This window comes from Duganella aquatilis (assembly GCF_009674565.1).
Classification (GTDB): Bacteria; Pseudomonadota; Gammaproteobacteria; order Burkholderiales; family Burkholderiaceae_D; genus Rugamonas; species Rugamonas aquatilis.
This window is the reverse complement of sequence record NZ_WKJL01000004.1, coordinates 220,322-244,809: the sequence shown is the minus strand read 5'-3', so window position 1 is coordinate 244,809 and position 24,488 is coordinate 220,322. Positions and strand designations below refer to the sequence as shown.

The 24,488-nt window shown below is 62.5% G+C and carries 29 protein-coding genes; 22 read left to right on the top strand and 7 right to left on the bottom strand.

What is annotated here, in order from left to right; genetic code table 11:
* Window positions 1–4: 4 nt before the first annotated feature.
* Together GJ698_RS08925 and GJ698_RS08920 are read right to left on the bottom strand one after the other, a co-directional pair.
* On the bottom strand, window positions 5–922 hold the full coding sequence (locus tag GJ698_RS08925) for a GGDEF domain-containing protein (RefSeq protein WP_154357262.1): 918 nt from the start codon (window positions 920–922) through the stop codon (window positions 5–7).
* Window positions 923–1,031: 109 nt separating this feature from the next.
* Window positions 1,032–1,817 carry an AraC family transcriptional regulator gene (locus tag GJ698_RS08920; protein WP_154357261.1) on the bottom strand — a complete coding sequence of 262 codons (786 nt, stop codon included), beginning with the start codon at window positions 1,815–1,817 and terminating at the stop codon, window positions 1,032–1,034.
* A 91-nt stretch (window positions 1,818–1,908) separates the two neighbouring features.
* Between GJ698_RS08920 and GJ698_RS08915 the strand changes: the two genes are divergently transcribed.
* Together GJ698_RS08915 and rraA are read left to right on the top strand one after the other, a co-directional pair.
* A complete protein-coding gene (locus GJ698_RS08915) occupies window positions 1,909–3,135 on the top strand; it encodes an MFS transporter (protein ID WP_154357260.1) in 1,227 nt (408 codons plus the stop codon).
* 36 nt (window positions 3,136–3,171) lie between these two features.
* Window positions 3,172–3,666: a ribonuclease E activity regulator RraA gene (gene rraA, locus GJ698_RS08910; RefSeq protein WP_154357259.1), complete on the top strand. Its 495-nt coding sequence runs from the start codon at window positions 3,172–3,174 to the stop codon at window positions 3,664–3,666.
* Window positions 3,667–3,705: 39 nt separating this feature from the next.
* On the opposite strand, the gene GJ698_RS08905 is transcribed toward rraA, so the two are convergent.
* Window positions 3,706–3,930, bottom strand: coding sequence for a hypothetical protein (locus GJ698_RS08905; RefSeq protein WP_154357258.1), 225 nt, complete (start codon window positions 3,928–3,930; stop codon window positions 3,706–3,708).
* Window positions 3,927–4,184 carry a hypothetical protein gene (locus GJ698_RS08900; RefSeq protein ID WP_154357257.1) on the bottom strand — a complete coding sequence of 86 codons (258 nt, stop codon included), beginning with the start codon at window positions 4,182–4,184 and terminating at the stop codon, window positions 3,927–3,929. The genes GJ698_RS08905 and GJ698_RS08900 overlap by 4 nt, the downstream gene beginning before the upstream one ends.
* A 165-nt stretch (window positions 4,185–4,349) precedes the next feature.
* Between GJ698_RS08900 and GJ698_RS08895 the strand changes: the two genes are divergently transcribed.
* Window positions 4,350–5,306, top strand: coding sequence for a 23S rRNA (adenine(2030)-N(6))-methyltransferase RlmJ (locus tag GJ698_RS08895; protein ID WP_154357256.1), 957 nt, complete (start codon window positions 4,350–4,352; stop codon window positions 5,304–5,306).
* 44 nt (window positions 5,307–5,350) lie between these two features.
* Window positions 5,351–6,619 (top strand): EAL and HDOD domain-containing protein, encoded by a 1,269-nt coding sequence (locus GJ698_RS08890; protein ID WP_154357255.1) that lies wholly within the window; start codon window positions 5,351–5,353, stop codon window positions 6,617–6,619.
* A gap of 63 nt (window positions 6,620–6,682) precedes the next feature.
* On the opposite strand, the gene GJ698_RS08885 is transcribed toward GJ698_RS08890, so the two are convergent.
* Genes GJ698_RS08885 through GJ698_RS08875 form a run of 3 tightly spaced genes read right to left on the bottom strand, consistent with a single transcriptional unit; the run spans window position 6,683 to window position 9,255 of the window.
* Window positions 6,683–7,936, bottom strand: coding sequence for a lipoprotein-releasing ABC transporter permease subunit (locus GJ698_RS08885; RefSeq protein ID WP_154357254.1), 1,254 nt, complete (start codon window positions 7,934–7,936; stop codon window positions 6,683–6,685).
* The gene (locus GJ698_RS08880) at window positions 7,936–8,661 is read right to left on the bottom strand and encodes an SAM-dependent methyltransferase (protein WP_154357253.1); all 726 of its coding nucleotides are present in this window, start codon (window positions 8,659–8,661) and stop codon (window positions 7,936–7,938) included. Before GJ698_RS08880 ends, GJ698_RS08885 begins: the two co-directional genes overlap by 1 nt.
* Window positions 8,662–8,664: 3 nt before the next feature.
* Window positions 8,665–9,255 carry a Maf-like protein gene (locus GJ698_RS08875; protein ID WP_154357252.1) on the bottom strand — a complete coding sequence of 197 codons (591 nt, stop codon included), beginning with the start codon at window positions 9,253–9,255 and terminating at the stop codon, window positions 8,665–8,667.
* Window positions 9,256–9,392: 137 nt separating this feature from the next.
* Between GJ698_RS08875 and GJ698_RS08870 the strand changes: the two genes are divergently transcribed.
* From GJ698_RS08870 to era, 18 genes are all read left to right on the top strand, one after another.
* A complete protein-coding gene (locus GJ698_RS08870; RefSeq protein ID WP_154357251.1) occupies window positions 9,393–9,890 on the top strand; it encodes a YceD family protein in 498 nt (165 codons plus the stop codon).
* A gap of 144 nt (window positions 9,891–10,034) precedes the next feature.
* The gene (gene rpmF / locus GJ698_RS08865) at window positions 10,035–10,217 is read left to right on the top strand and encodes a 50S ribosomal protein L32 (RefSeq protein WP_072783806.1); all 183 of its coding nucleotides are present in this window, start codon (window positions 10,035–10,037) and stop codon (window positions 10,215–10,217) included.
* Window positions 10,218–10,363: 146 nt separating this feature from the next.
* Window positions 10,364–11,425 carry a phosphate acyltransferase PlsX gene (plsX, locus tag GJ698_RS08860; protein WP_154357250.1) on the top strand — a complete coding sequence of 354 codons (1,062 nt, stop codon included), beginning with the start codon at window positions 10,364–10,366 and terminating at the stop codon, window positions 11,423–11,425.
* Between the two features lie 16 nt (window positions 11,426–11,441).
* Complete coding sequence (locus GJ698_RS08855) at window positions 11,442–12,425, top strand: beta-ketoacyl-ACP synthase III (RefSeq protein ID WP_154357249.1); 984 nt, start codon at window positions 11,442–11,444, stop codon at window positions 12,423–12,425.
* A 100-nt stretch (window positions 12,426–12,525) separates the two neighbouring features.
* On the top strand, window positions 12,526–13,461 hold the full coding sequence (gene fabD / locus GJ698_RS08850; protein WP_154357248.1) for an ACP S-malonyltransferase: 936 nt from the start codon (window positions 12,526–12,528) through the stop codon (window positions 13,459–13,461).
* A 48-nt stretch (window positions 13,462–13,509) separates the two neighbouring features.
* Window positions 13,510–14,256 carry a 3-oxoacyl-ACP reductase FabG gene (fabG, locus tag GJ698_RS08845; RefSeq protein ID WP_154357247.1) on the top strand — a complete coding sequence of 249 codons (747 nt, stop codon included), beginning with the start codon at window positions 13,510–13,512 and terminating at the stop codon, window positions 14,254–14,256.
* A gap of 143 nt (window positions 14,257–14,399) precedes the next feature.
* Window positions 14,400–14,639, top strand: coding sequence for an acyl carrier protein (acpP, locus tag GJ698_RS08840; protein WP_055936274.1), 240 nt, complete (start codon window positions 14,400–14,402; stop codon window positions 14,637–14,639).
* A gap of 30 nt (window positions 14,640–14,669) precedes the next feature.
* The gene (gene fabF / locus GJ698_RS08835; protein ID WP_154357246.1) at window positions 14,670–15,917 is read left to right on the top strand and encodes a beta-ketoacyl-ACP synthase II; all 1,248 of its coding nucleotides are present in this window, start codon (window positions 14,670–14,672) and stop codon (window positions 15,915–15,917) included.
* 165 nt (window positions 15,918–16,082) lie between these two features.
* Window positions 16,083–16,511: a protein YgfX gene (locus GJ698_RS08830; protein WP_154357245.1), complete on the top strand. Its 429-nt coding sequence runs from the start codon at window positions 16,083–16,085 to the stop codon at window positions 16,509–16,511.
* 77 nt (window positions 16,512–16,588) lie between these two features.
* Window positions 16,589–17,191: an RNA polymerase sigma factor RpoE gene (gene rpoE, locus GJ698_RS08825; protein WP_166455253.1), complete on the top strand. Its 603-nt coding sequence runs from the start codon at window positions 16,589–16,591 to the stop codon at window positions 17,189–17,191.
* Window positions 17,192–17,239: 48 nt separating this feature from the next.
* A complete protein-coding gene (locus GJ698_RS08820) occupies window positions 17,240–17,530 on the top strand; it encodes a sigma-E factor negative regulatory protein (RefSeq protein ID WP_154357244.1) in 291 nt (96 codons plus the stop codon).
* Between the two features lie 221 nt (window positions 17,531–17,751).
* Entirely contained in the window at window positions 17,752–19,170 is a 1,419-nt protein-coding gene (locus GJ698_RS08815; RefSeq protein ID WP_154357344.1) for a DegQ family serine endoprotease, read from the top strand.
* A gap of 38 nt (window positions 19,171–19,208) precedes the next feature.
* A complete protein-coding gene (locus tag GJ698_RS08810) occupies window positions 19,209–19,457 on the top strand; it encodes a glutaredoxin family protein (RefSeq protein WP_154357243.1) in 249 nt (82 codons plus the stop codon).
* Between the two features lie 179 nt (window positions 19,458–19,636).
* On the top strand, window positions 19,637–21,430 hold the full coding sequence (gene lepA / locus GJ698_RS08805; RefSeq protein WP_154357242.1) for a translation elongation factor 4: 1,794 nt from the start codon (window positions 19,637–19,639) through the stop codon (window positions 21,428–21,430).
* Window positions 21,427–22,344, top strand: coding sequence for a signal peptidase I (gene lepB / locus GJ698_RS08800; RefSeq protein WP_154357241.1), 918 nt, complete (start codon window positions 21,427–21,429; stop codon window positions 22,342–22,344). Before lepA ends, lepB begins: the two co-directional genes overlap by 4 nt.
* A 38-nt stretch (window positions 22,345–22,382) precedes the next feature.
* The gene (locus GJ698_RS08795; RefSeq protein ID WP_154357240.1) at window positions 22,383–22,757 is read left to right on the top strand and encodes a DUF4845 domain-containing protein; all 375 of its coding nucleotides are present in this window, start codon (window positions 22,383–22,385) and stop codon (window positions 22,755–22,757) included.
* A gap of 14 nt (window positions 22,758–22,771) precedes the next feature.
* Window positions 22,772–23,566, top strand: a complete 795-nt coding sequence (rnc, locus tag GJ698_RS08790) for a ribonuclease III (protein WP_154357239.1) — start codon at window positions 22,772–22,774, stop codon at window positions 23,564–23,566.
* Window positions 23,567–23,577: 11 nt separating this feature from the next.
* Entirely contained in the window at window positions 23,578–24,483 is a 906-nt protein-coding gene (gene era / locus GJ698_RS08785) for a GTPase Era (RefSeq protein WP_154357238.1), read from the top strand.
* The last annotated feature ends 5 nt before the right edge of the window (window positions 24,484–24,488 follow it).

Genomic DNA, 24,488 nt, shown 5'->3' with positions numbered 1-24,488 from the left:
CGGCCTAGTGGTGGACGATGCGGTTGCGGCCGTCGCGCTTGGCGCGGTACAACGCATCGTCCGCCCGTTTCAAGACTTCCTCATACGAGAGATCGCCCGCGGTCATCTCGCTCAGGCCGCCGCTGATGGTGGCGCCCGGTCCCAGGGTTCCCAATTGTTGTAAAGCGTCGGCGATGCGCTGGCGCAGCCGTTCGGCGATCGGCATCGCCTGTTCGCTGTCGGTGTGCGGCATCAGCACCACGAATTCGTCGCCGCCCAGCCGCGCCGGAAAGTCGGTGGCGCGCAGTTCGCGCCGGCAGACGTCGGCGGTGGTGGCGATGGCCTTGTCGCCGGCCAGGTGGCCGTATTCGTCGTTGATGCCCTTGAACCTGTCGATATCGAAGATCAGCACCGAGGTTGGCGTCTTGTAGCGCGCGAACAGTTCGAAATGCTCGGTCAGGCCGCTCATCAGCTTGCGGCGGTTGAACAGGCCGGTCAGCGAATCGGTTTCGCTCTGCGTGCGCAGCAGCGTTTCCAGTTTTTTGCTGGCGGTGATGTTGCTGGCGACCCAGAGCACGGCTTCCTCATCCAGCACCTGGTAGTCGAGCGGCTGCACCCGGCCTTCAAACCAGATCACTTCCTCCGGGCCGTCGCTGCCCAGACCCTTGATGTCCTCGCGCCCCAACGGATACTCGACCACATGCAGGCCCTTCGAGGCCAGTGCGATGGCGATCTGCGTTTCGAACCAGGCGGCTTTTTCAGGATTGAGGACGTCGCAGATGGATTTGCCGATCAGGCCGCTGCCGTCGTGGTAATAGCGGCTGTCGGTGCCGCCGAAGACAGCGGCGTAGCGGCCGCTGCGGGTGAGGATGAATGCCGGGTCCGGCAAAGCCGCCAGCAGTGCCGCGATCTGTTCGTTTGAAAAAAGGGACAGGTCCGCCATGCGATATCGATTTTCTAATTGATTAGTTTCCACTAATGTACCGTACTTTTGTCCAAGCAAGCGTTATCGGCAGAAAAAATGAAAACTTAATGAACGGTCATTATTGTTGTTATCCAAAGAAGGTCGAGGGCGAGCAGCCGAAGGTCTTCTTGAACATGGCCGAGAAGGCGGACTGGCTGGCGTAGCCCAGCTCGGCGGCCACTCGCGCCAGCGGCACGCCGCTGGCGATCAGCGGCGCGGCGTGCGCCAGCCGCACCTGCTGGCGCCATTGCGTGTAGCCCATGCCGAGTTCGCGCTCGAACAGCCGGGCCAGGGTGCGCTCCGAGGCGCCGACCTGCCTGGCCCACGCCGCCAGCGTGCGTTCGGCGCCGGGGTCGGCGATCAGGGCGTCGCACAGGGCTTTCAGGCGCTTGTCGGTCGGCAGCGGCACGCGCACCGGCCGCACGGCGCAGCGCGGGATTTCGTCCAGGATCATTTCCATCAGCAGCTGTTCGCGCGGCGACTGCTCGTCGCGGTCGTGCTGCTCCAGCGCCACCAGCAGTTCGCGCAACAGGCCGGACAGCTCCAGCAGCTTGCACTCGCCACCGGCGAAGGGCGCACGCCCGGCGTACACCGACATCGGCCGCAGGTGCGTGTTTTCCAGCACCGTGACGCTGTGCTCGACGCCCGGCGGTATCCAGATGGCGCGCTGCGGCGGCACGATCCAGCTGCTGTGGTTGGCGTCCACCCGCATCACGCCGCGCAGGGCGTAGGTGAACTGGCCCCAGTCGTGATGGTGGGGCGGCAGCATGGCGGTGGCCTGCAGGTCGCGGCCGGCCATGGTCAGCGGCCGCCCGGCGCTCGGCTGGTCGTTGTGCCAGTTGAAGTGGGTGTGGCTGACGATGGGGATAGGCATGGCAGAAATGCGATAAATATTGTCGCTCTATCTTAAATCAGACCATGGCAAATTGCTTACACTTCGGCAAAACAACGACAGAGAGAACGGTATGAACGACAAGACCTTGTGGCGTCAGGACGCCCGCGTCATTGCAATGGTCGGGCTGGCGCACGGCACTTCCCACTTTTATCACGTGATCCTGGCGGCGCTGATTCCGTGGCTGAAGCCGGAATTCGGCCTCAGCTACGCCGAGCTGGGATTGCTGATGACGGTGTTCTTCGTGGTTTCCGGCGTGGGGCAGGCGATGGCCGGCTTCGTGGTCGACCGCCTCGGCGCGCGCACCGTGCTGTTCAGCGGCATTGCGCTGCTGGGGGTGTCGGCGGTGCTGCTGTCGAGCGCGCACAGCTACGTGCAGCTGATGCTCGGCGCGCTGGTGGCAGGTTGCGGCAACAGCGTGTTCCATCCGGCCGACTACACCTTGCTGAACCAGCGCGTATCCAAGGCGCGGCTGGCGCATGGCTTTTCGGTGCACGGCATCAGCGGCAATATCGGCTGGGCGCTGTCGCCGCTGTTCCTGACGTTTGTGGCGGCGCGCACCGACTGGCGCACGGCGCTGCTGTGTGCGTCGCTGTTGCCGCTGGCCGTGCTGGCGCTGCTGGCCTGGAATCGCCATGCGCTGCGGCCCGAAGCGATGGCGCTGCCGGCGGCCGGCAAAAGCGCCGGCGCAGCGGACGCCGGCGCCTTCGGCTTCCTCAAGCTGAAGGTGGTGTGGCTGTGCTTTGCCTTCTTCCTGATTTCCGCCGTGGCGCTGGCCGGCATCCAGACCTTTGCCGCGACCAGCCTGGTCAGCCTGTACGGCATGTCGCTGGGCACGGCGACGTCGGCCTACACCTGCTTTATGTTCGCCTCCGCGCTGGGCATGGCGTATGGCGGCTTCCTCGGTGCGGGCAGCCGCAACCATGACCGCATCATCATGCTTGCCTTCGGCACGGCGGCGCTGCTGGCGCTGGTGCTGGCGGCCGCCGTGGTGCCGGCGTGGATGGCGGTGGTGCTGATGGGGCTGATCGGCCTGGTGACTGGCATTTCCGGCCCGTCGCGCGACCTGATGATACGCGGCGCGGCGCCGGCCAACGCCACCGGCCGCGTGTTCGGCGTCGTGTATTCCGGCCTGGACAGCGGTCTGGCGCTCGGTCCGCTGTTGTTCGGCGCGCTGATGGATGCCCACCATCCGGCCGGCGTGTTCGTGTTCATCGGCATCTTCCAGGCGCTGGTGATACTGACGGCGGTGGGCGTCGGCAGCAACACCCGCGTACCGGTGGCGCCGAAAACCGCATAGAATTAAAATTATTCTAACAATGCGAGAGGGACGACCATGAGCTTTGACACCACCGATTTGTGCGACGACCACGCCAACCTGCTGGACGACGGCCGCCTGGCCGTGCTGCCGCCGTTGTTCCGTCACTACGGCCAGCGCGTGCGCTTCTCGGGCCGGGTGGTCACGCTGAAGGTGCATGAAGACAATGCGCTGGTGCGCGCCATGCTGGAAACGCCGGGCGAGGGCAATGTGCTGGTGGTCGATGGCGGCGGCAGCCTGCGCCGCGCGCTGGTCGGCGGCCAGCTCGGCCTGCTGGCGCAGGACAATGGCTGGGCCGGCATCATCGTCGACGGCTGCATCCGCGATACCGATGAACTCAACGCCTGCGACATCGGCGTGCGCGCGCTCGGTGCGCATCCGCAGAAAAGCAGCAAGAAGGGCGTGGGCGAGCGCAACCTGCGGGTGCACATCGCCGGCGTGCCGGTGAATCCCGGTGACTGGATTTATGCCGATGCGGATGGGGTGCTGGTGGCGCAGCAGAAGCTGGCCTAGGAAAACAGCCGCGCCGAACCCGCCGCGGCTGCCGTGCTGTTACGGTTGCTGTTGATGCTGCTGCAGATGGCGGCGCAGGCGCTGCTGGAATTCTTCGACGTCATCGACGGTGGTCAGGTCATCGTCGACTTCCACCATGTGGGTGGCGTGGCCGGGCGAGAACGACACGGTCGCCTCCACGCCATCCTTGTTTTCCGTCAGGTTGTGGCCCTGGACGGCGCCCAGCACGTTGCCGTGCACGTCCGTTACGATGGTCATCTTCATGACATACCTCCGCCTTGCAGGTTGTGGAAGCACCCGCCGGCACCCTGGTTGTGGATGGCGACGAAGTACGTGGCGTTGCCGTTGTTGTCCTTGGCCTTGCGCTGCTGGTCGGCCAGGTGCACGGCGCCCTGGTTGGGCGTCTTCACATCCGCCGAGGCGAACTGGGTGCCACGGTCGCCGCCGTAGGTGTAGCTCCAGAACGCGGTTTGACCGGGCGCCAGGAAGGTCAGCGGCCCTACGTTGTTAAAAGCCATAATCTCCTCCATGAAAGTATGTCGCGCCAGCGGATGCCGGCGTGGCAGTTCCATCTTAGTCAGCTGACATCGCCACACCTTGATCCAAACGAAGTGCGCGCTTTTTTGGTCGGCGGCGCGTTCTGAGGGATAATGTCGGATTGAATCAATCAGGATCACCAGCTTATGTTCTCTTACCGCCACGCCTTCCATGCGGGTAACCACGCCGACGTGCTGAAGCACTTCATCACCATCCAGTTGCTCCAGTACCTGAACCAGAAGGACACGGCGTACAGCTACATCGATACGCACTCGGGCGCCGGCGTCTACGAGCTGGACGGCGCGTTCGCGTCGAAGAACGCCGAATACGACACCGGCATCGGCCCGCTGTGGAACCTGACCGACATGCCGGCGCCGATCAAGGAATACGTCGACCTGGTCCGCGCCATGAACCCGAGCGGCAAGATGCGCTACTACCCCGGCTCGCCGTACATCGCCGACCAGGTGGCGCGCGAGCAGGACCGTTTGCGCCTGTTCGAGCTGCATCCGGCCGATTCCAAGCTGCTGGCCGATAACTTCCGCAAGCTGGAAGAGCACGCGGCGGCGCAAGGCATCCGTCCGACCGTGCGCGGCAAGCGCGTGCTGGTCACCCGCGGTGACGGCTTCGCCGCGCTGAAGGCGCTGCTGCCGCCGCCGTCGCGCCGCGCGCTGGTACTGATCGATCCGCCGTATGAAGACAAGCAGGACTACAAAAAGACCAAGGACGTGCTGGCCGAAGCGCTGGGCCGCTTCCCGACCGGCACCTACGCCGTGTGGTATCCGCTGCTGCAACGCATGGAATCGCGCCAGTTCGCCGACAAGCTCAAGCAACTGCCGGCCGCCGAATGGCTGAACGTGGTGCTGACCACCAAGAAACCGACGCCGGACGGCTTCGGCCTGCACAGCAGCGGCATGTTCATCCTGAACCCGCCGTACACGCTGGAACCGATGCTGAAGGAAGTGATGCCGTGGCTGGTCAAGGCGCTGGGCAAGGACAGCGGCGCGCGTTTCACGCTGGAGAAGGGCACGCAGGCGACGGGTACGCGCAACAATAGCGAGCGCCGTCCACCTGTCCGTCAGAAAAACGTTGTCAAGAGTTCATAAACTGGCGTAGGCTTGGTGACAAGCAAATCGAATGGGAGTGTCCCATGATGATAGCCTCGTCACCGGCGCCATCCAAGTTAGCTGATAATTTCTTCCTCGCGCGCCAGCCCATCCTCAACCGGGGACAGCGGCTGGTGGCGTATGAATTGCTGTTTCGCGGCGCCGCTGCCTACAACGGCGCGCAGGTCACCGACGATGCGGAAGCCACCGCCACCGTGATCGCCAACGCCGCCGAGCTGGGCCTGGGGCAGGTGGTGGGCGACCAGATGGCCTTCGTCAACGTCGACGCGGTGGGCCTGATGAGCGATTTCATCCGCTTTCTGCCGAACGACAAAGTCATCCTCGAAATCCTCGAAACGGTCAAAGCCACGCCGGAAGTGCTGGCGCGCGTGCGCGAGCTCAAGCAGGCCGGCTTCAAGTTCGCGCTGGATGACGTGATCGGCCAGACGGACGACGTGCAAAAGCTGATGCCGTTGTGCGACGTGATCAAGGTCGACATCAAGGACATGCAGCCCGGCACCTTGCCGGCGCTGGCGCGGGTGCTGAAGACGCCGGGACAGAAGCTGCTGGCGGAAAAGGTCGAGACCATCGAGGAGTTCCAGGAGTGCATGGAGCTGGGCTTCGAATACTTCCAGGGCTATTATTTTGCGCGGCCGGTGATCCTGAGCGGCAAGAAGATCTCGCCGTCGCAGATGAGTGTGCTGCATCTGCTGGAAATGCTGGACCGCGACGCCAGCAGCCAGGAAGTCGAGCGCAGCGTCAAGCACGATGCGCTGATCACGCTGAACCTGCTGCGGCTGGTGAACACGCCGGCGGTGGGCGCGCGGCAGCGCATCAACTCGGTGGGGCATGCGCTGATGGTGCTGGGGCGGCGCCAGCTGAAGCGCTGGCTGCAGATCCTGCTGTACGTGAAGAATGGCGGCACGCAGGAATTCACCTCGCCGCTGCTTCAATTGGCGACCACGCGCGGCAAGACCATGGAGTTGATGGTGGAGCACCGCAAGCCGGGGCAGCGGGTGAGCGCTGACATCGGCTTCACGGTGGGGGTGATGTCGCTGATGGACACCTTGTTCTCGATCCACATGCGCGACGTGCTGGAAAGCGTCAACGTGCTGGACGACGTGCGCGCCGCGCTGCTGCACCGCTCCGGCGACTACGGCGCCATGCTCAGCCTGATCGAACACATCGAGCGCGGCCACGACAGCCGCGAGCTGGCGCAGATGCTGCAGCAGCTCGACCTGCGGCCGGCCGAGCTGTACAACATCCAGCTCTCCGCGATCGAATGGGTAACCGAATACACCCGCAACATCTAATCCGGGGTCAGTTCTGCCATTGGTACATGAGCTCGTGTGCGATTGGCAGAACTGACCCCGGTTTTATTCATAGCGCAGGGCTTCGGCGGGATTGGTGCGGGTGGCCCACCAGCTGGGGTATAGCGTGGACAGGAAGGATAGCGCCACCGCCACGCCCACCACGCCTGTCACGTCGCTCCACAGCAGTTGCGACGGCACCGAGGTGATGAAGTAGATGTTCTTGTCGAGGAGCTGCACGCCCAGCAGGTGTTCGATGCCGCTGGCGATGTCCGGCAGGTTCCAGGCGATCAGCACGCCCAGCGTGGTGCCGGCCAGTACGCCCATCAGGCCCGACAGCAGGCCCTGCACCATGAAGATCTTCATGATCGACGACGGCCGCGCGCCCAGCGTGCGCAGGATGGCGATGTCGGCGCGCTTGTCGGTTACCGACATCACCAGCATGGCCACCACGTTGAAGGCGGCCACCGCCACGATCAGCGTCAGGATGATGAACATCATGTGCTTCTGGCTTTGCACGGCGGCGAACCAGGTCGAATTGCGCTGGGTCCAGTCGCGCACCAGGTAGTCGCCGTTGAGGCTGTTCTTCAGCGCTTGGGCGACTTGCGGCGCCTGATTGGCGTCGGCGATGCGCAGGCGCAGGCCGATCGGGGCGTCGACGTGCAGCAGCTCTTCGGCGTCCTGCATGTGGATGAAGGCCATGCCCGAGTCAAACTCGAAGTGGCCCACCTCGAAGGTGCCGGCTACCGTGAAGCGGCGCGTCTGCGGCATGACGTTGTTCAGCGACGATTGCTGCGACGGCATCGCCAGGATGACGTGGTCGCCGGCCTTGACGTGCAGCGCCTTGGCCAGTTCGGAGCCAAGCACGATCTGCCACGCGCCCGGTTTCAGCATGTCGAGCGCGGCGGCGTTCTTGCCTTGCATGAAGTCGGCGACCTTGGCTTCCTGTTCCGGCAGAATGCCGCGCAGCAGCGCCGGTTTCATCGTGTCTTCCTGCAGCAGCATGCCCGGCACCTCGGCAAAAGGTGCGGCGGCCTGGACCGCCGGGTTGCGTGCGGCGTCGCGCGCGGTGGCTTGCCAGTCCCGCATCAGGCCGCGCGCATCGAACACTTCGATATGCGACAGCACCGAGATCATGCGCGCGCCAACGTCGCGCTGGAAGCCGTTCATCACCGACAGCACGACGATCAGCGCCGCCACGCCCAGGCCGACGCCGGCGATCGACACCAGCGACATGAAGGAGATGAAGCTGTTGCGGCCGCTGCGGCGGCCGGCGCGCAGGTAGCGCACGCCGATCAGCCATTCGTAGGGCGAGGTCATTATTGGCCCAGCAGCAGGAACACGGTCGGCTTCTTGTGGAAGTCCGGCGCCGGCGCGGTTTTCCACTGCGCAGCCGTCATCGTGCGGATGGTTTCGGATGGCAGGCTGAGGTCGGTCGCCACGCACAGCAGCGTGCCCGGCGCGCAGGCGGCGACCAGCGCTTCCAGCATGGCGGCGTTGCGGTATGGCGTTTCGATGAACAGCTGGGTTTGCTTTTCCTTGCGCGAGCGCAGTTCCAGCTCCTTGATGCGCTTGTCGCGCTGCGCCGCATCGGTCGGCAGGTAGCCGTTGAAGGCGAAGCTCTGGCCGTTCAGGCCGCTCGCCATGACGGCCAGCAGCAGCGACGATGGGCCGACCAGCGGTCGCACCGGAATCTTGTGCTGATGCGCCAGGCGCACCAGGTCGGCGCCCGGATCGGCCACCGCCGGCACGCCGGCTTCCGACACCAGGCCGCCGTCCTGGCCCGCCAGCAGCGGCGCCAGCAGGTCGGCCAGCGCGGCGGTCGGCGTGTTGACGTTGAGTTCGGCGATTTTGATTTCCTGCATCGGCTTGCACAGCGGATGCCGGGCGCCGACCAGTTTCAGGAAAGCGCGCGCGGTCTTGGCGTTTTCCGCCACGAAGTAGTCCAGCTGCGAGGTGATGCGCTGTACCTGTTCAGGCAGCACATAGTCGAGGCCTTCGGTCTCGCCCAGGGTGTTCGGAATTAAGAAGAGGGTGCCGGTCATTGTTTATTTTGAAAAGAAGGTGACGCCGATGTTGCGCAGCATGCCTGTCAGCGCGATTAATGGCAAGCCGGTGAGGGCGGTCGGGTCGCTGCTGTCGATGCGTTCCAGGATGGCGATGCCCAACGCTTCGTTCTTGGCGCTGCCGGCGCAGTCGTAGGGCTGTTCGATGCGCAGGTAGGCGTCCAGCTCGGCGTCCGGCAGGTCGCGGAACTTGACCACGGTCTGGATGTCTTCGACCTGGGCCGTGCCGTCGCGGCCGTCCCACACGCACAGCGCGGTGTGGAAGATCACTTCGCGGCCGCGCATTTTCTGCAATTGCGCCAGCGCGTTGGCGTGGTTGCCCGGTTTGCCGATCTGTTCATCGTCCAGCGTGGCGACCTGGTCGGAGCCGATGACGATGGCGTCCGGCATCTTGGCGGCCACGGCGGCGGCCTTTTCACGCGCCAGGCGCAGGGCGGTGGTGCTGGGCGTCTCGCCGGCCAGCGGCGTTTCGTCGATGTCCGGAATCGCCACCGCGAACGGCAGTTGCAGTCGTGATAATAATTCTTTTCGGTAGGCCGAACTGGAAGCCAATACGAGTAAACTTGATGTCATGAGGGGAATGTTATATGCTCTGTCGCCGGCGATATGGGCTAAGGCCAGCGACAAAAATGTCGCAAAAAATCGCTAAGGCTTTGACTTGATGTCGAAAACCCTGCTATTATCGCAGGTTTTCCGGGGAATTTTCTGTAATGAATGCTTTTGTGATCGACACCTTTGAATTTTGTCGGATCAACGGTAAGCAGGAAGGCGTGACGTCTGTCGCTGAAATGACCCGTCTGGCCAAGGAGTGCGCGGACGCCTCCGGCGAGATCGCCTGGAAAGTCGCAGGAAGCACCAGCAAGATGGGCTTCCCGCAAATGACGCTGTCGGTCAACGGCACCGTGCAGCTGGTCTGCCAGCGCTGCCTGCAGCCTTACGCTCACCACCTCGCTTCGTCGACGGTGCTGATGCTGGGTAAGGACGATGAACAGGCAGACGAAATTGAAGAGATTATTGCTGACGAATCGATCGACGTGATCGTCGGCAGCCGCAGTATGGAGTTGATGTACCTGGTGGAAGACGAAGCGCTGCTGGCCCTGCCGCACACGCCGAAACACGATGTCTGCCCCGACTCAGCCCTGCTGGACAAGGCAAAAAGCGAGAAGATCTCGCCATTCGACGCTCTGAAGAGCCTCAAATCCGAATAAGTAGTAGTAAAGAACGTGTCAATGCGCGGCGAGTAAATCGAGTCTTGGCAAGTTAGCAGTGCAAAGTAGTAGGGCTCGATTCGCATGTTTTATGCCGGTCGATTGTGTTAGAATTTTAGAACTTATGTATTAGGAGTCATTAACATGGCAGTTCAACAGAACAAAAAATCCCCATCGAAGCGCGGTATGCACCGTTCGCACGATTTCCTGGTTGCTCCACAACTGGCAATCGAGCCAACCACCGGTGAAACCCACCTGCGTCACCACATCAGCCCTAACGGCTTCTACCGTGGTCGCAAAGTCCTGAAAACCAAAAACGACGAGTAATTGTCGCTTTTGCTGGACACAGAAACAGGCGGTGCTGACTTGTGTAGCATCGCTTTTTCTTTTTTAATCGGCTGCAATTTGGTTTTGCATACCGTCATGTTCCAACGCGGATTCCGGCTGTTGCGGTTCTGCCGCTTGCCATAACAATGACAATCAAAATTTCTATCGACTGCATGGGTGGCGATCATGGCCCCTCAGTCACTATTCCCGCAGCTGTTTCCTTCGTTAAACGTGAGCCTGATGCCGAGCTGATCCTTGTCGGTCTCGAAGACGTCATCCGCGCCGAACTGAAGAAACACCATGCCGACGCGCATCCGCGTCTGAGCGTGGTCCACGCCTCCGAACAAGTCACCATGGACGATCCGCTCGAAGTGGCCCTGCGCCGCAAGAAGGATTCGTCGATGCGCGTCGCCATCGAGCAAGTGAAAGACGGTAAAGCCCAGGCTTCCGTCTCGGCCGGCAACACCGGTGCGCTGATGGCTGTCGCCCGCTACGTGCTGAAAACCATGAGCGGCGTCGACCGCCCGGCGATTTGCAGCATCATGCCGAATCAAAAGGGCGGCCCGACCTATATGCTGGATCTGGGCGCCAACGTCGACTGCGAACCGCACCACCTGCACCAGTTCGCCATCATGGGTTCGGTGCTGGTGTCGGCGATGGAAAACATCGCCCGCCCGACCATCGGCCTGCTGAACGTCGGCACCGAGGACATCAAGGGCAACGACGTGGTCAAGGCCACCAGCAAGCTGCTGCAGGCCGACCACGAGCGCGGCGCGCTGAACTTCTTCGGCAACGTCGAAGGCAACGATATCTTCAAGGGCACCACCGACCTGGTGGTGTGCGACGGCTTTACCGGTAACGTCACGCTGAAGGCAGTGGAGGGCGTGGCCCGCTTCTTTGCCGATACCGTCAAATCGGAGTTCACCCGCAACCCGCTGACCATGCTGAGCGCACTGATCGGCCGCGGCGCCCTGAACAACATCAAAAAACGCCTGTCGCCATCGCGTTACAACGGCGCCAGCCTGCTGGGCCTGCGCGGCCTGGTGTTCAAGAGCCATGGCGGCGCCGACGCATATTCCTTTGAATGGGCGATCAAGCGGGCGTATGATGCTGCAAAAAATGACGTGTTGCCGCACATTTCGACCCTGATCGCCGAGCTGATGCCGCGTAACACCGAAACACCGGAAGTACCAAGCTCAACTATTTAGTGGACGGTAAAACGGCATGACCTTGTATAGCAAAATTATCGGCACCGGCAGCTATCTGCCGGAAAAGCGCGTGACCAACCAGGAGCTGGCTGATCAACTCGCTGCCAAAAACATCGAGACTTCGGACGAGTGGATCGTCAGCCGCAGCGGCATCGCGGCGCGCCACTTCGCCGCACCGGACCAGAACTCGTCCGACCTGGCCGTTATCGCCGCCAACAACGCGCTGGACATGGCTGGCCTGCAGCCCAACGACATCGACCTGATCATCGTGGCCAGCTCGACCCCGGATTTCTTCGGCAGCTTCCCCAGCACCGCCTGCGTCGTGCAGCGCAAGCTGGGCATCACCAACCACGGCGCCGCCGTTGACGTGCAGGCGGTCTGCAGCGGCTTCGTCTACGCGCTGTCGACCGCCGACGCCTTCATCCGCGCCGGCGTGCACAAGAACGTGCTGGTGATCGGCGCCGAAGTCTTCTCCCGCATCCTGGATTTCAACGACCGCACCACCTGCGTGCTGTTCGGCGACGGCGCCGGCGCCGTGGTGCTGACCGCCTCGCAGGAGCCGGGCATCCTGGCCACCGCGCTGCACGCCGATGGCAGCCATGGCGACATCCTGTGCATGCCGAATTCCTTCGGCGGCGCGATTGCCGGCGAAGCCTACCTGTACATGGACGGCCCGGCGGTGTTCAAGCTGGCGGTCTCGGTACTGGCCAAGGTGGCCGACGAAGCGCTGGAAAAGGCCGGCATGCAGCCGGAGCAGATCGACTGGCTGATCCCGCACCAGGCCAACCTGCGCATCATGAGCAGCACCGCCAAGAAGCTGGGCCTGCCGATGGAAAAGATGGTGGTTACCGTCGATCAGCACGGCAATACCTCGGCCGCATCGATTCCGCTGGCGCTCGACGCCGCCGTGCGCGATGGCCGCGTCAAGCCGGGCCACAACATCATGCTGGAAGGCGTGGGGGGCGGGTTCACCTGGGGCGCCGTTCTGGCGAAGTTTTAAGCTGAATTAGAATTAGAGTTCTAACGGACTCAACAGTAGCCGTGCTGTCATGATTGCATGATAGCTTTGCTGCCAATAATAAAAGAGATGGATGGACGTCATGACTAAATTTGCTTTTGTATTCCCAGGCCAAGGTTCGCAGGCGATTGCGATGCTGGACGGCTTTGCCGGCAACCCGGTGGTCGCACAGACCGTCGCTGAAGCGTCGGAAGCGCTCGGCTTCGACCTCGGCAAGCTGATCGCCGAAGGTCCGAAGGAAGAGCTGGACCTGACCACCAACACCCAGCCGGTGATGCTGACCGCCGCCGTGGCCACCTACCGCGCGTGGATCGCCGCCGGCGGCGCCGTGCCGTCGGTCGTGGCCGGCCACAGCCTGGGCGAATACTCGGCGCTGGTCGCCGCTGGCGTGATCTCGTTCAAGGACGCCGTGCCGCTGGTGCGCTTCCGCGCGCAAGCCATGCAGGAAGCCGTGCCGGTCGGCCAGGGCACCATGGCCGTGGTGCTGGGCCTGTCGGATGACGAGGTGCGCGCTGCTTGCGCCGAAGCCGCCGCTGGCGGTGGCGTGGTGGAAGCCGTCAACTTCAACGCGCCGGCGCAAGTGGTGATCGCCGGCGACACTGCCGCAGTCGAGCGCGCCTGCGACATCGCCAAGGGCAAGGGCGCCAAGCGCGCCATGAAGCTGCCGGTGTCGGCGCCGTTCCACTCGTCGCTGCTGAAGCCGGCGTCTGACCGCCTGCGCGACTACCTGGCCAACATCACGTTCTCGGCGCCGCAGATCGAACTGATCAACAACGTCGACGTGGCCGTGCTGAACGATCCGGCCGCGATCAAGGATGCGCTGGTGCGCCAGGCCGCCGCGCCGGTGCGCTGGGTGGAAACCGTGCAGAAGATCGCCGCCGACGGCATCACCAAGGTGGTGGAATGCGGTCCGGGCAAGGTGCTGATGGGCTTGACCAAGCGCATCGACGCCAACCTGGTGGGCGACGCCATTTACGATCAGGCTACGCTGGAACGCGTATTGAGCGAGCTCAAATAAGCGTTTGCGGTTTCAGGCACACTCCGTATTTACTGTAGAAGGATTTACATGACTTTAGCAAATCAAGTCGCCCTGGTAACGGGCGCATCGCGCGGCATCGGCAAGGCCATCGCTCAAGAGCTGGCGCGCCAGGGTGCGCGCGTGATCGGCACCGCCACCACCGAAGCCGGCGCGGAAGCCATTTCCGCCTACCTGGCCGAGATCGGCGCCGAGGCAGGCAAGGGCATGGTGCTCAACGTCACCAACGCCGAGGCCTGCGCCGCCATCATCGACGACATCAGCAAAACTTACGGCGCGGTTGGCATCCTGGTCAACAACGCCGGCATCACCCAGGACAACCTGGCGATGCGCATGAAGGACGAAGAGTGGGACAGCGTCATCGCCACCAACCTGAGCTCGGTCGGCCGCCTGTCGCGCGCCGTGCTGCGCGGCATGATGAAGGCCAAGAACGGCCGCATCATCAACATCACTTCGGTGGTGGCCTCGTCCGGCAATCCGGGCCAGATGAACTACGCCGCCGCCAAGGCCGGCGTGGAAGGCATGACGCGCGCGCTGGCGCGTGAAATCGGCAGCCGCAACATCACCGTCAACAGCGTGGCGCCGGGCTTCATCGATACCGACATGACCAAGGCGCTGGGCGAAGAACAGCACGCCGCCTTGCTGACGCAGATTCCTCTGGCGCGCCTCGGCAAGCCAGAGGATATCGCTGCGGCGGTCGCCTTCCTGGCGTCGCCGCAAGCCGCTTATATTACCGGCACCACCCTCCACGTGAATGGCGGTATGTATATGAACTGATGCGGAACGGCATAAAAATAAAGCCGTTTCAAATCTTTTAGCAGTGATTTCGGAATATTTAGCAGCAGACACCGAAATTAGTTTTTCAGTGCGCAAACCTGATAAAATGCGCGCTTTCCGTAACAAACAAATGGAGCCATAACATGTCGGATATCGAACAACGCGTTAAGAAAATCGTCGCTGAGCAACTGGGCGTCGCCGAAGCAGACATCAAAACCGAATCGTCGTTCGTTGACGATCTGGGCGCTGACTCGCTGGACACCGTTGAACTGGTGATGGCCCTGGAAGACGAGTTCGAAATGGAAATCCCTGACGAACAAGCAGAAAAAATCACCACCGTGCAGCAAGCGATCGACTACGCTACCGCGCACGTCAAGGCGTAATTTCTGCCCGATCGACTTTAGGAGAATCGCTTGAGAGGTTCTAAAAACCGTCGTGTTGTCATTACCGGCCTGGGCGCCGTCACTCCGATCGGCAATAACATTGCCGATTCGTGGGCAGCGGCCACCGAGGGCAAATCCGGTATTGCCACCATCACCAAGTTTGACGCAACAGCTTTCAGCACCCGTTTTGCCGGTGAAGTCAAAGGCTTCAACATCGAGGACTATATCTCCGCGAAAGAAGCCCGCCACATGGATACCTTCATCCATTACGGCATGGCGGCCGGCATTCAAGCTGTGCAAGACTCCGGCGTGGTTGTCACCGAAGAAAACGCCGACCGCATCGGCGTGATCGTCGGTTCCGGCATCGGCGGCCTGCCGATGATCGAAGAGCAGAAGGAAGACTACGACAAGCGCGGTCCGCGCCGTATCTCGCCGTTCTTCGTGCCGGCATCGATCATTAACATGATCTCGGGCAACCTGTCGATCAAGTACGGCATGCGTGGTCCTAACCTGTCGATCGTGACGGCTTGCACCACCGGCCTGCATTGCATCGGCGCAGCCGCGCGCATGATTGAGTACGGCGATGCCGACGTCATGGTGGCCGGTGGCGCTGAATCGACCGTGTCGCCACTGGGCCTGGGCGGTTTCGCCTCGGCCAAGGCGCTGTCGTCCCGCAACGACGATCCGGCGACCGCTTCCCGTCCATGGGATGCGGACCGCGACGGCTTCGTGCTGGGCGAAGGTGCGGGCGTGATGGTGCTCGAAGAGTACGAACACGCCAAGGCGCGCGGCGCCAAGATCTATGCGGAAGTGCTCGGCTTTGGCATGAGCGCCGATGCGTACCACATGACCTCGCCTCTGGAAGATGGCAGCGGCGGCAGCAAGTCGGCGCAAGCCGCGCTGGCCGACGCCGGCATCAATCCGGACCAGGTGCAGTATGTGAATGCGCACGGCACCTCGACGCCGCAAGGCGACGTGGCGGAAGTGCAGGGCATCAAGCGCACTTTCGGCGACCACGCCAAAAAGCTGGTGGTCAATTCGACCAAGTCGATGACCGGCCACTTGCTGGGCGGCGCGGGCGGCCTGGAGTCGGTGTTTACGGTATTGGCGCTGCACCACCAGGTGTCGCCGCCGACCATCAACATCTTCAACCAGGATCCGGCGTGCGACCTGGACTTCGTGGCCAATACGGCGCGCGACATGAAGATCGATTACGCGTTGAAAAACTCGTTCGGCTTCGGCGGCACCAACGGCTCGCTGGTCTTCGGCAAGATCTAAAAAAGTTTGAACCAATTCTCGTCTCGTCCTGTCCAATCAGGGTGAGCGAGAATTCGGCGCCGGCACTCGCCGGCGCCTGAATTGCCCGGCCCCGCGCCGGCGCTTCCACGCAGTATCCCCCATTTTTATTCATGTGTTTGTTGTGCTGCCGTCATGTCGATTGCGGTGTCTGTCATCGTTCGCCCCTCGTTCGGCCTGCGTGTTGCGCATGCCGGCCTGTGCTGTTGCGTGATGGCGTCCGCCGCCGTGTGCCCTGGCGTGGTGGCGCCTCTGTTGTGTCTGTTGGCCGGCGCGCTGGCGTGGCTGGGCGGCCGTCCGCCGGCTATTGCGCGCCAGCTTGATATATCCGGTGTCGGCCAGGTGCGGCTGGCGGTATACCAGCACAACGCGGGTGCGCATCAGGGCTGTGCGTTGCGCCTGCTGGGCGGCTCGACTTTATGGCCGCGCCTGCTATTGCTGCGGCTGTGCGACCAGGCCGGCAAGGTGCAGGTGCTGGCGGTGCTGCCGGACAGCGTGGCGCCCGTCGCGTGGCGTGCCGTGGCGCTGGCCTGCCGCGCGGCTGCGCGCAGCGAAATAAACACGTCGGCAGTGTGAACTTCTTGCAGCGGGCTAACTCTATAGCATATGGCTATACGAATCGGCTGCGCTGCAGGCCACCGAGGAATGCAGGAGTGACGACAGAACGCGAGTGCGACCAGTTGCTGGTCGAGCGGGTCCGGGATGGCGATAAGCAGGCGTTTGATTTGCTGGTGGCGAAGTACCAACGCCGGCTGATGCGTCTGCTGTCGCGCATTGTGCACGACCCGGCCGAGGCGGAGGACGTGGTGCAGGAAACCTTTATCAAGGCGTATCGGGCGTTGCGGCATTTCCGCGGCGACTCGGCTTTCTACACCTGGCTGTACCGTATCGGCATCAATACCGCCAAAAACTTTCTGGCGACGCAGGGACGGCGCATGCCCACCTCCACCGACGCCGATAGCGAACAGGCTGAAGGATTTAACGATGGCGAGCATTTGCGCGACATCAATACGCCAGAGTCCATGCTGGCCAGCAAGCAGATCGCCCAGACCGTCAATGCGGCCATGGACGCCTTGCCGGTGGACCTGCGTACCGCGATCGCGCTGCGCGAGATCGAGGGGCTGAGCTACGAGGAGATTTCCGACATCATGGCCTGTCCCATCGGAACCGTGCGCAGCCGCATCTTCCGCGCCCGCGAAGTCATCGCCGAAAAATTGAAGCCTTTACTGGACATGCCGGTTGACAAGCGCTGGTAAGGCAGGAATGATGGATGACATTCGGCAACTTGAGATGGCGGGATAGCTATGGACACCGACAAAAAACTGCGTGAACATATCTCGGCACTGGCGGACGGCGCCTTGCCCGACAGCGAGCGCGAACTGGCCCTGGCCGCGCTCGACACGGACAACGGCCAGGCCGCCTGGCGCGCCTACCACCTGATCGGCGACGTGCTGCGCAGCACGCCCGGCGGCGACCTCAGCGACGGTTTCGGCGCGGCCCTGGCCGCGCGTCTGGCGGCCGAGCCGGCGCATGCCCCGGTTGCGGCGCAAGCGCCGGCGCTTGAAGATCAGCCGGCCGCCATCATTTTCCCCTAAGCACATACCCTTATAATTATTCCGGGCATACGGTATAGCGACATTTCGCTTACCATGTGCTAGCCTCACGTCGCGCGCTTGCCACATCGCTGCGACGGGCAGGGCGCTTGCATCCCGAACTTTAAAGAAGAGACCGATACTCCATGAAAAATAACTTCTCTGCTGGTCGTAAAACGCTGTCCGCGCTGGTTCTCGGCGCAAGCTTCTGGGTGTCCATGGGCATGTCGCCGGCCATGGCGGCCTCGCCGGTCACCGGCGCCGTCATCGGCCTGCCGGACTTTGCCGACCTGGTCGACCAGGTCGGCCCGGCGGTGGTCAATATCCGCACCACCGAGCGGCCGAAACAAGGCAAGGGCGGCGCCAACGGCCTGCCCGGCGACGAAGACATGCAGGAACTGCTGCGCCGCTTCTTCGGCGGCGGCCTGCCGCCGGGCGCGGCGCCGAACGGCCGCTCGCCGCGCCGCCCGGCGCCGTCCGACGAGCCGGTGCAGCGCGGCGTCGGTTCCGGCTTCATCCTGTCGGCCGACGGCTATGTGATGACCAACGCCCACGTGGTGGACGGCGCCGACGAAGTGTTCGTCACGCTGACCGACAAGCGCGAATTCAAGGCCAAGGTGCTGGGCGCCGACGCCAGCACCGACGTGGCGGTGCTGAAGATCGAAGGCGACAAGCTGCCGTTCCTGGTGATGGGCAATTCGGACAAGATCCGCGCCGGCGAGTGGGTCATCGCCATCGGCTCGCCGTTCAACCTGGAAAACACCGTCACCGCCGGCATTATCTCGGCCAAGGCGCGCGACACCGGCGAATATCTGCCGCTGATCCAGTCGGATGTGGCGGTCAATCCGGGCAACTCGGGCGGCCCGCTGATCAATATGCGCGGCGAGGTGATCGGGATTAACTCGCAGATCGCCACCTTGTCGGGCGGTTCCAACGGCATTTCGTTCGCGGTGCCGATCAACGAGGCGATCCGCGTTTCCGAACAGCTGAAGAAAAACGGCAAGGTCACGCGCGGCCGCATCGGCGTGCAGATCGGCGAAGTCAGCAAGGAAGTGGCGGAGTCGCTGGGGCTGAAGAACGCGCACGGCGCCGAGGTGGCGCTGGTGGAGCCGGGCGGTCCCGCCGACAAGGCCGGCATCAAGGCGGGCGACATCATCCTGAAGTTCAACGGCGTCGACGTGAACCGTTCGTCCGACCTGCCGCGCCTGGTGGGCGACACCGCGCTGGAGAGCAAGGCGTCGGTGACCGTGTGGCGCAAGGGCGCCGAGCTGACGCTGCCGGTGACGGTGGCCGAGCTGGATGCCGACAAGACCGCCAAGGCCGGCAAAGGCAAGGGCGCCAAGCCGGCGCCGGAAGCCGCCAAGGCCAATGCGCTGGGCTTGAAGGTGATCGACCTGACCGACGCGCAGAAGAAGGAACTGGGCGTCGATGGCGGCGTGCTGGTCGATTCGGTGGAAGGTGTGGCGGCCAATGCCCAGCTGGACGAGGGCGATGTGCTGTTGCAACTGAATAACATCGAGATCAAGAACGTCAAGCAGTTCAATGCGGCGGTGGCCAAGCTCGATCCGAAGAAACCGTCGGTGGTGCTGGTGTTCCGTGACGGCTCGACCCGCTTCATCTCGCTGCGTCCCACCGCGAAGTAAGGAGCAGGCCCTCCGGCTGTGGCCGGAGGGCGCAACGCATGCATTTCACCCTCTATTCCCGCAGTTATTGCCATCTGTGCCAGGACATGCTGGACGCGCTGCTGCTTCTGCAAACGCCGCAGCGGCCGTTCACCGTGGACGTGATCGACATCGACGAGGCCGGCGATCCGGCCCTGCTGGCCCGTTACGACGAGCTGGTGCCGGTGCTGTTCGCCGACCTCGCCCAGCCTGAGCTCTGCCACTACTTCCTGGACGAAAGCAAAGTCCGGGAAGTGTTAAAAGACTAAGCTTTTGCATTTCTCACTGCATAAGTCGGCCTTTCCACTCTGAAATCCGGTAAAATGCCGGGGGTAGAAAATGTCTTCAAGGCGCTCATCAGGGCAACTGCCCCGCTCGGAGCGCTTTTTTTGTATTGCGCGCACCTTTGCGCCCCCGTCGTGTCAAACCCGTTTTTGAATATTTGTTAATGAACAACATACGCAACTTCTCCATCATCGCCCACATCGACCACGGCAAATCGACGCTGGCCGACCGCATCATCCAGCTGTGCGGCGGCCTGTCCGACCGCGAGATGGAGGCGCAAGTGCTCGATTCGATGGATCTGGAGCGCGAGCGCGGCATTACGATCAAAGCGCAAACCGCCGCCCTGCAGTACAAGGCCCGCGACGGCGTGGTCTACAACCTGAACCTGATCGACACGCCCGGCCACGTCGACTTCTCGTATGAAGTGTCGCGCTCGCTGTCGGCCTGCGAAGGCGCGCTGCTGGTGGTCGACGCCTCGCAAGGCGTGGAAGCCCAGACCGTGGCCAACTGCTACACCGCGCTCGACCTGGGCGTGGAAGTGGTGCCGGTGCTGAACAAGATCGACCTGCCGAACGCCGATCCGCCAACCGCGATCGCCGAAATCGAGGACGTGATCGGCATCGAAGCCGGCGACGCCGTCCAGTGCTCGGCCAAGACCGGCCTCGGCGTGGAAGACGTGCTGGAATCGATCATCGCCAAGGTGCCGCCGCCGAAGGGCGACCCGAACGCGCCGCTGCAGGCGCTGATCGTCGACTCCTGGTACGACGCCTATGTCGGCGTGGTGATGCTGGTGCGCGTGGTCAACGGCACGCTGAAACCGAAAGAAAAAATCAAGCTGATGGCGACCGATTCGCTGCAGCTGGTGGAAGACGTCGGCATCTTCTCGCCGCGCTCGTTCTCGCTGCCGCAGCTGTCGGCCGGCCAGGTGGGCTTCGTCATCGCCGGCATCAAGGAGCTGAAGGCCGCCAAGGTAGGCGACACCATCACCCACGCGGTGCATGGCGCGGCGGCGCCGCTGCCGGGCTTCAAGGAAGTGCAGCCGCAGGTGTTCGCCGGCCTGTTCCCGGTCGAGGCCAACCAGTACGACGCGCTGCGCGATTCGCTGGAAAAACTGAAGCTGAACGACGCCGCCCTGATGTACGAGCCGGAAGTGTCGCAGGCGCTGGGCTTCGGCTTCCGCTGCGGCTTCCTGGGCCTGCTGCACATGGAGATCGTGCAGGAACGTCTCGAACGCGAGTTCGACATGGACCTGATCACCACCGCGCCGACCGTGGTGTACGAAGTCGAGATGCGCGATGGTTCCATCGTCAAGGTGGACAACCCGTCGCGCATGCCGGAAAACACCAAGATCAACGAGATCCGCGAACCGATCGTGACCGTCAACCTGTACATGCCGCAAGAGTATGTCGGTTCGGTGATCACCCTGTGTATCGGCAAACGCGGCGTGCAGATGGACATGAGCTACCACGGCCGCCAGGTCAAGCTGGTGTACGAGATGCCGATGGGCGAGATCGTGCTGGACTTCTTCGACAAGCTGAAGTCGACCTCGCGCGGCTACGCCTCGATGGACTACGAGTTCAAGGAATACCGCGCCTCCGACGTGGTCAAGGTCGACATGCTGATCAACGGCGAGAAGGTCGACGCGCTGGCGATCATCGTCCACCGCTCCAACTCGGCCTATCGCGGCCGCCAGGTGGCGGCGAAAATGCGCGAGCTGATTCCACGTCAGATGTTCGACGTGGCGATCCAGGCGGCCATCGGCGTCAACGTGATTTCGCGTGAAAACGTCAAGGCGCTGCGCAAAAACGTGCTGGCCAAGTGCTACGGCGGTGACGTCAGCCGTAAGAAGAAACTGTTGGAAAAGCAAAAAGCCGGTAAAAAACGCATGAAGCAAGTGGGCTCGGTCGAGATTCCACAAGAAGCATTCCTGGCAATCTTACAAGTGGACGATAAATGAGCCTGCAAGTCATCTTAGGAAACTTTGCATTAATCCTGTTCGTGCTGATGGTGATCACCGGCGTGATCTGGTGTCTGGACGTGTTTTACCTGGCCAAGCAGCGCCGTGCCGCCGCCAACCGCGCGCTGGCCGAGTACGACGCCCGCAACGCCCGCCTGAGCGCCGACGGCATCAAGGCCGACAACAGCGGCAACCGCGCCCAGCTGGAAGCCGGCATCCTGCGCCAGCCGACCTGGATCGAGTATTCGGGCAGCTTCTTCCCGGTGATCGCGCTGGTGTTCGTGCTGCGTTCCTTCCTGTACGAGCCGTTCAAGATCCCGTCGTCGTCGATGGTGCCGACGCTGCTGGTGGGCGACCTGATCCTGGTGAACAAGTTCACCTACGGCATCCGCCTGCCGGTGCTGAACAAGAAAGTGATCCAGATCAACGACCCGCAACGCGGCGACGTGATGGTGTTCAAATACCCGATGGACATGAGCCAGGATTACATCAAACGCGTGATCGGCGTGCCGGGTGATAAAATCACGTATGAAAACAAGCGCTTAACCGTCAATGGCGTGGAAGTGAAGTACACGCCGCTGGACGATTACCTGGAAGACGAGAAGCTGGTCTACAACAAGCAGTTCGAGGAAAACCTGAGCGGCGTCAGCCATCGCATCCTGAACAACGCCAACGCGCCGACCTACAATCGCGACAGCGTGCTGCAGTTCCCGAATAACGAGGCGTGCACCTACCGCTATGAAGGGTTCACCTGCACGGTTCCAGCGGGCAACTATTTCATGATGGGCGACAACCGCGACAACAGTGCGGACAGCCGCTACTGGGGCTTTGTACCGGACAAGAATATTGTCGGTAAAGCATTTTTTGTCTGGATGAATCTGGGTAACCTGCGCCGCATCGGCGGCATCCATTGATGTGCAAGGTGCAGCATAGCGGCTCGAAAGGGACTAAGATGCAACAACGGCAGGGTGGCATGTCGCTGGTCGGACTGATTTGCGTGTTGGCGGTGCTCGGGTTTTTCGTGCTGCTGGCGCTGAAGATCGTGCCGACCTACGCCGAATACCGCGCGATCAAGAACGCCATCGTCACGGCCAAGGCGGCCGGCGGCAGCGTCGCCGAGATCCAGCGCTCGTTTGACGCCAGCGTCACGGCCGGCTACATCGACTCGATCAGCAGCCGCGACCTGATCATCGAAAAAGTGAATGGCGAAACCGAAATCAGCTTCGCCTACGAGAAGAAAATCCCGCTGGTCGGACCGGCCAGCTTGCTGCTTGAATATGAAGGCACCACCGACAAGGGTGGCGCCAAACCCGCGAAAACCGAATAAAGAACCGATCACCCATGAATCTCCAGTTATTGCAAACGCGTTTAGGCTATACGTTCCAGGATGCTGGCCTGTTGCAGCAAGCCTTGACGCACCGTAGCCACAGCAGTCTGCATAACGAACGGCTGGAGTTCCTGGGCGACTCGATCCTGAACTGCGTGGTGGCCTCGATCCTGTACGAGCGCTACATCGACATCGACGAGGGCGACCTGTCGCGCCTGCGCGCCAACCTGGTCAAGCAGCAGTCGCTGTACGAAATCGCGCAGAAGCTGGAACTGTCCAACTTCCTGCGCCTGGGCGAGGGCGAACTGAAATCCGGCGGTTTCCGCCGGCCGTCGATTCTGGCCGATACGCTGGAAGCGCTGCTCGGTGCCATCTTCCTCGACGGCGGCTTCGAACCGGCGCGCGCGGCGATCCGCTCGTTCTACATCCCTATCCTCGACACGGTCGATCCGCAGACGCTGGGCAAGGACGCCAAGACGCTGCTGCAGGAATTCCTGCAAGGCAAGAAAATCTCGCTGCCGCTGTACAACGTGATCGCCACCCACGGCGCCGCGCACAGCCAGGAATTCGAGATTGAATGCCTGGTGCCGAAACTGGGCATCCAGGTCTTCGGCCGTGGCGGCAGTCGCCGCGCCGGCGAACAGGCGGCCGCCAAGCTGGCGTTGGTCGCTGCGGAACAAGCGGCGCAAAAAGCGCCTGCCGCCGCCCGCAAGTCCAAGCCGCGCGCCGCCCAGCTCAAGCTGGCCGGCATCGCCACCGTGCAGAGCAGCGACGCACCGTCGCCGCCTGCCAAGGCAGCCAACAAGTAAAGAGAAATACCATGACGACCGAAACGACCTCCGCCAGCAACTTCCGTTGCGGCTACATCGCCATTGTGGGCCGCCCGAACGTGGGCAAGTCCACGCTGATGAATACGCTGATTGGCGCCAAGGTCAGCATTACCTCGCGCAAGGCGCAGACCACGCGCCACCGCATCACCGGCATCCAGACCTATGACGACGCGCAGTTCATCTACGTCGATACGCCGGGCTTCCAGACCCGCCACGCCAACGCGCTGAACAAGACGCTGAACAAGACCGTCACCAACACCCTGATTTCGTCGGACCTGATCCTGTTCGTCATCGAAGCGGGCACCTTCGGCCCGGCCGACCAGCAGGTGCTGGACCTGCTGCCGACCGAAGTGCCGGTGATCCTGGTGATCAACAAGTCGGACCGCGTCAAGGACAAGGTCGCGCTGATGCCGTTCGCCCAGCAGGTGGCCGCCAAGTTCAACTTCGCCGCCATCGTGCCGGTGTCGGCCAAGCTGCGTTTCCAGCTCGACGGCCTGGAAAAGGAACTGAAGAAATTCCTGCCGGAGAACGAAGCCATCTTCGGACCGGACGACATCACCGACCGCAGCGAGAAGTTCATGGCGTCGGAAATCGTCCGTGAAAAGCTGTTCCGCTTTGTCGGCGACGAACTGCCGTACACCAGCACCGTGCTGATCGAGAAATTCGAGCAGGAGGGCGACCTGCGCCGCGTGTTTGCCGCCATCCTGGTCGAGCGCGACACGCACAAGTCCATGATTATCGGGAACAAGGGCGCGCGCCTGAAGGAAGTATCGACGCAAGCGCGCCTGGACATGGAAAAGCTGTTCGGCGGCCCGGTGTACCTGGAAATCTGGGTCAAGGTCAAATCCGGTTGGGCCGACAACGAAGCGGGCCTGCGCGCTTACGGTTACGAGTAATCCAT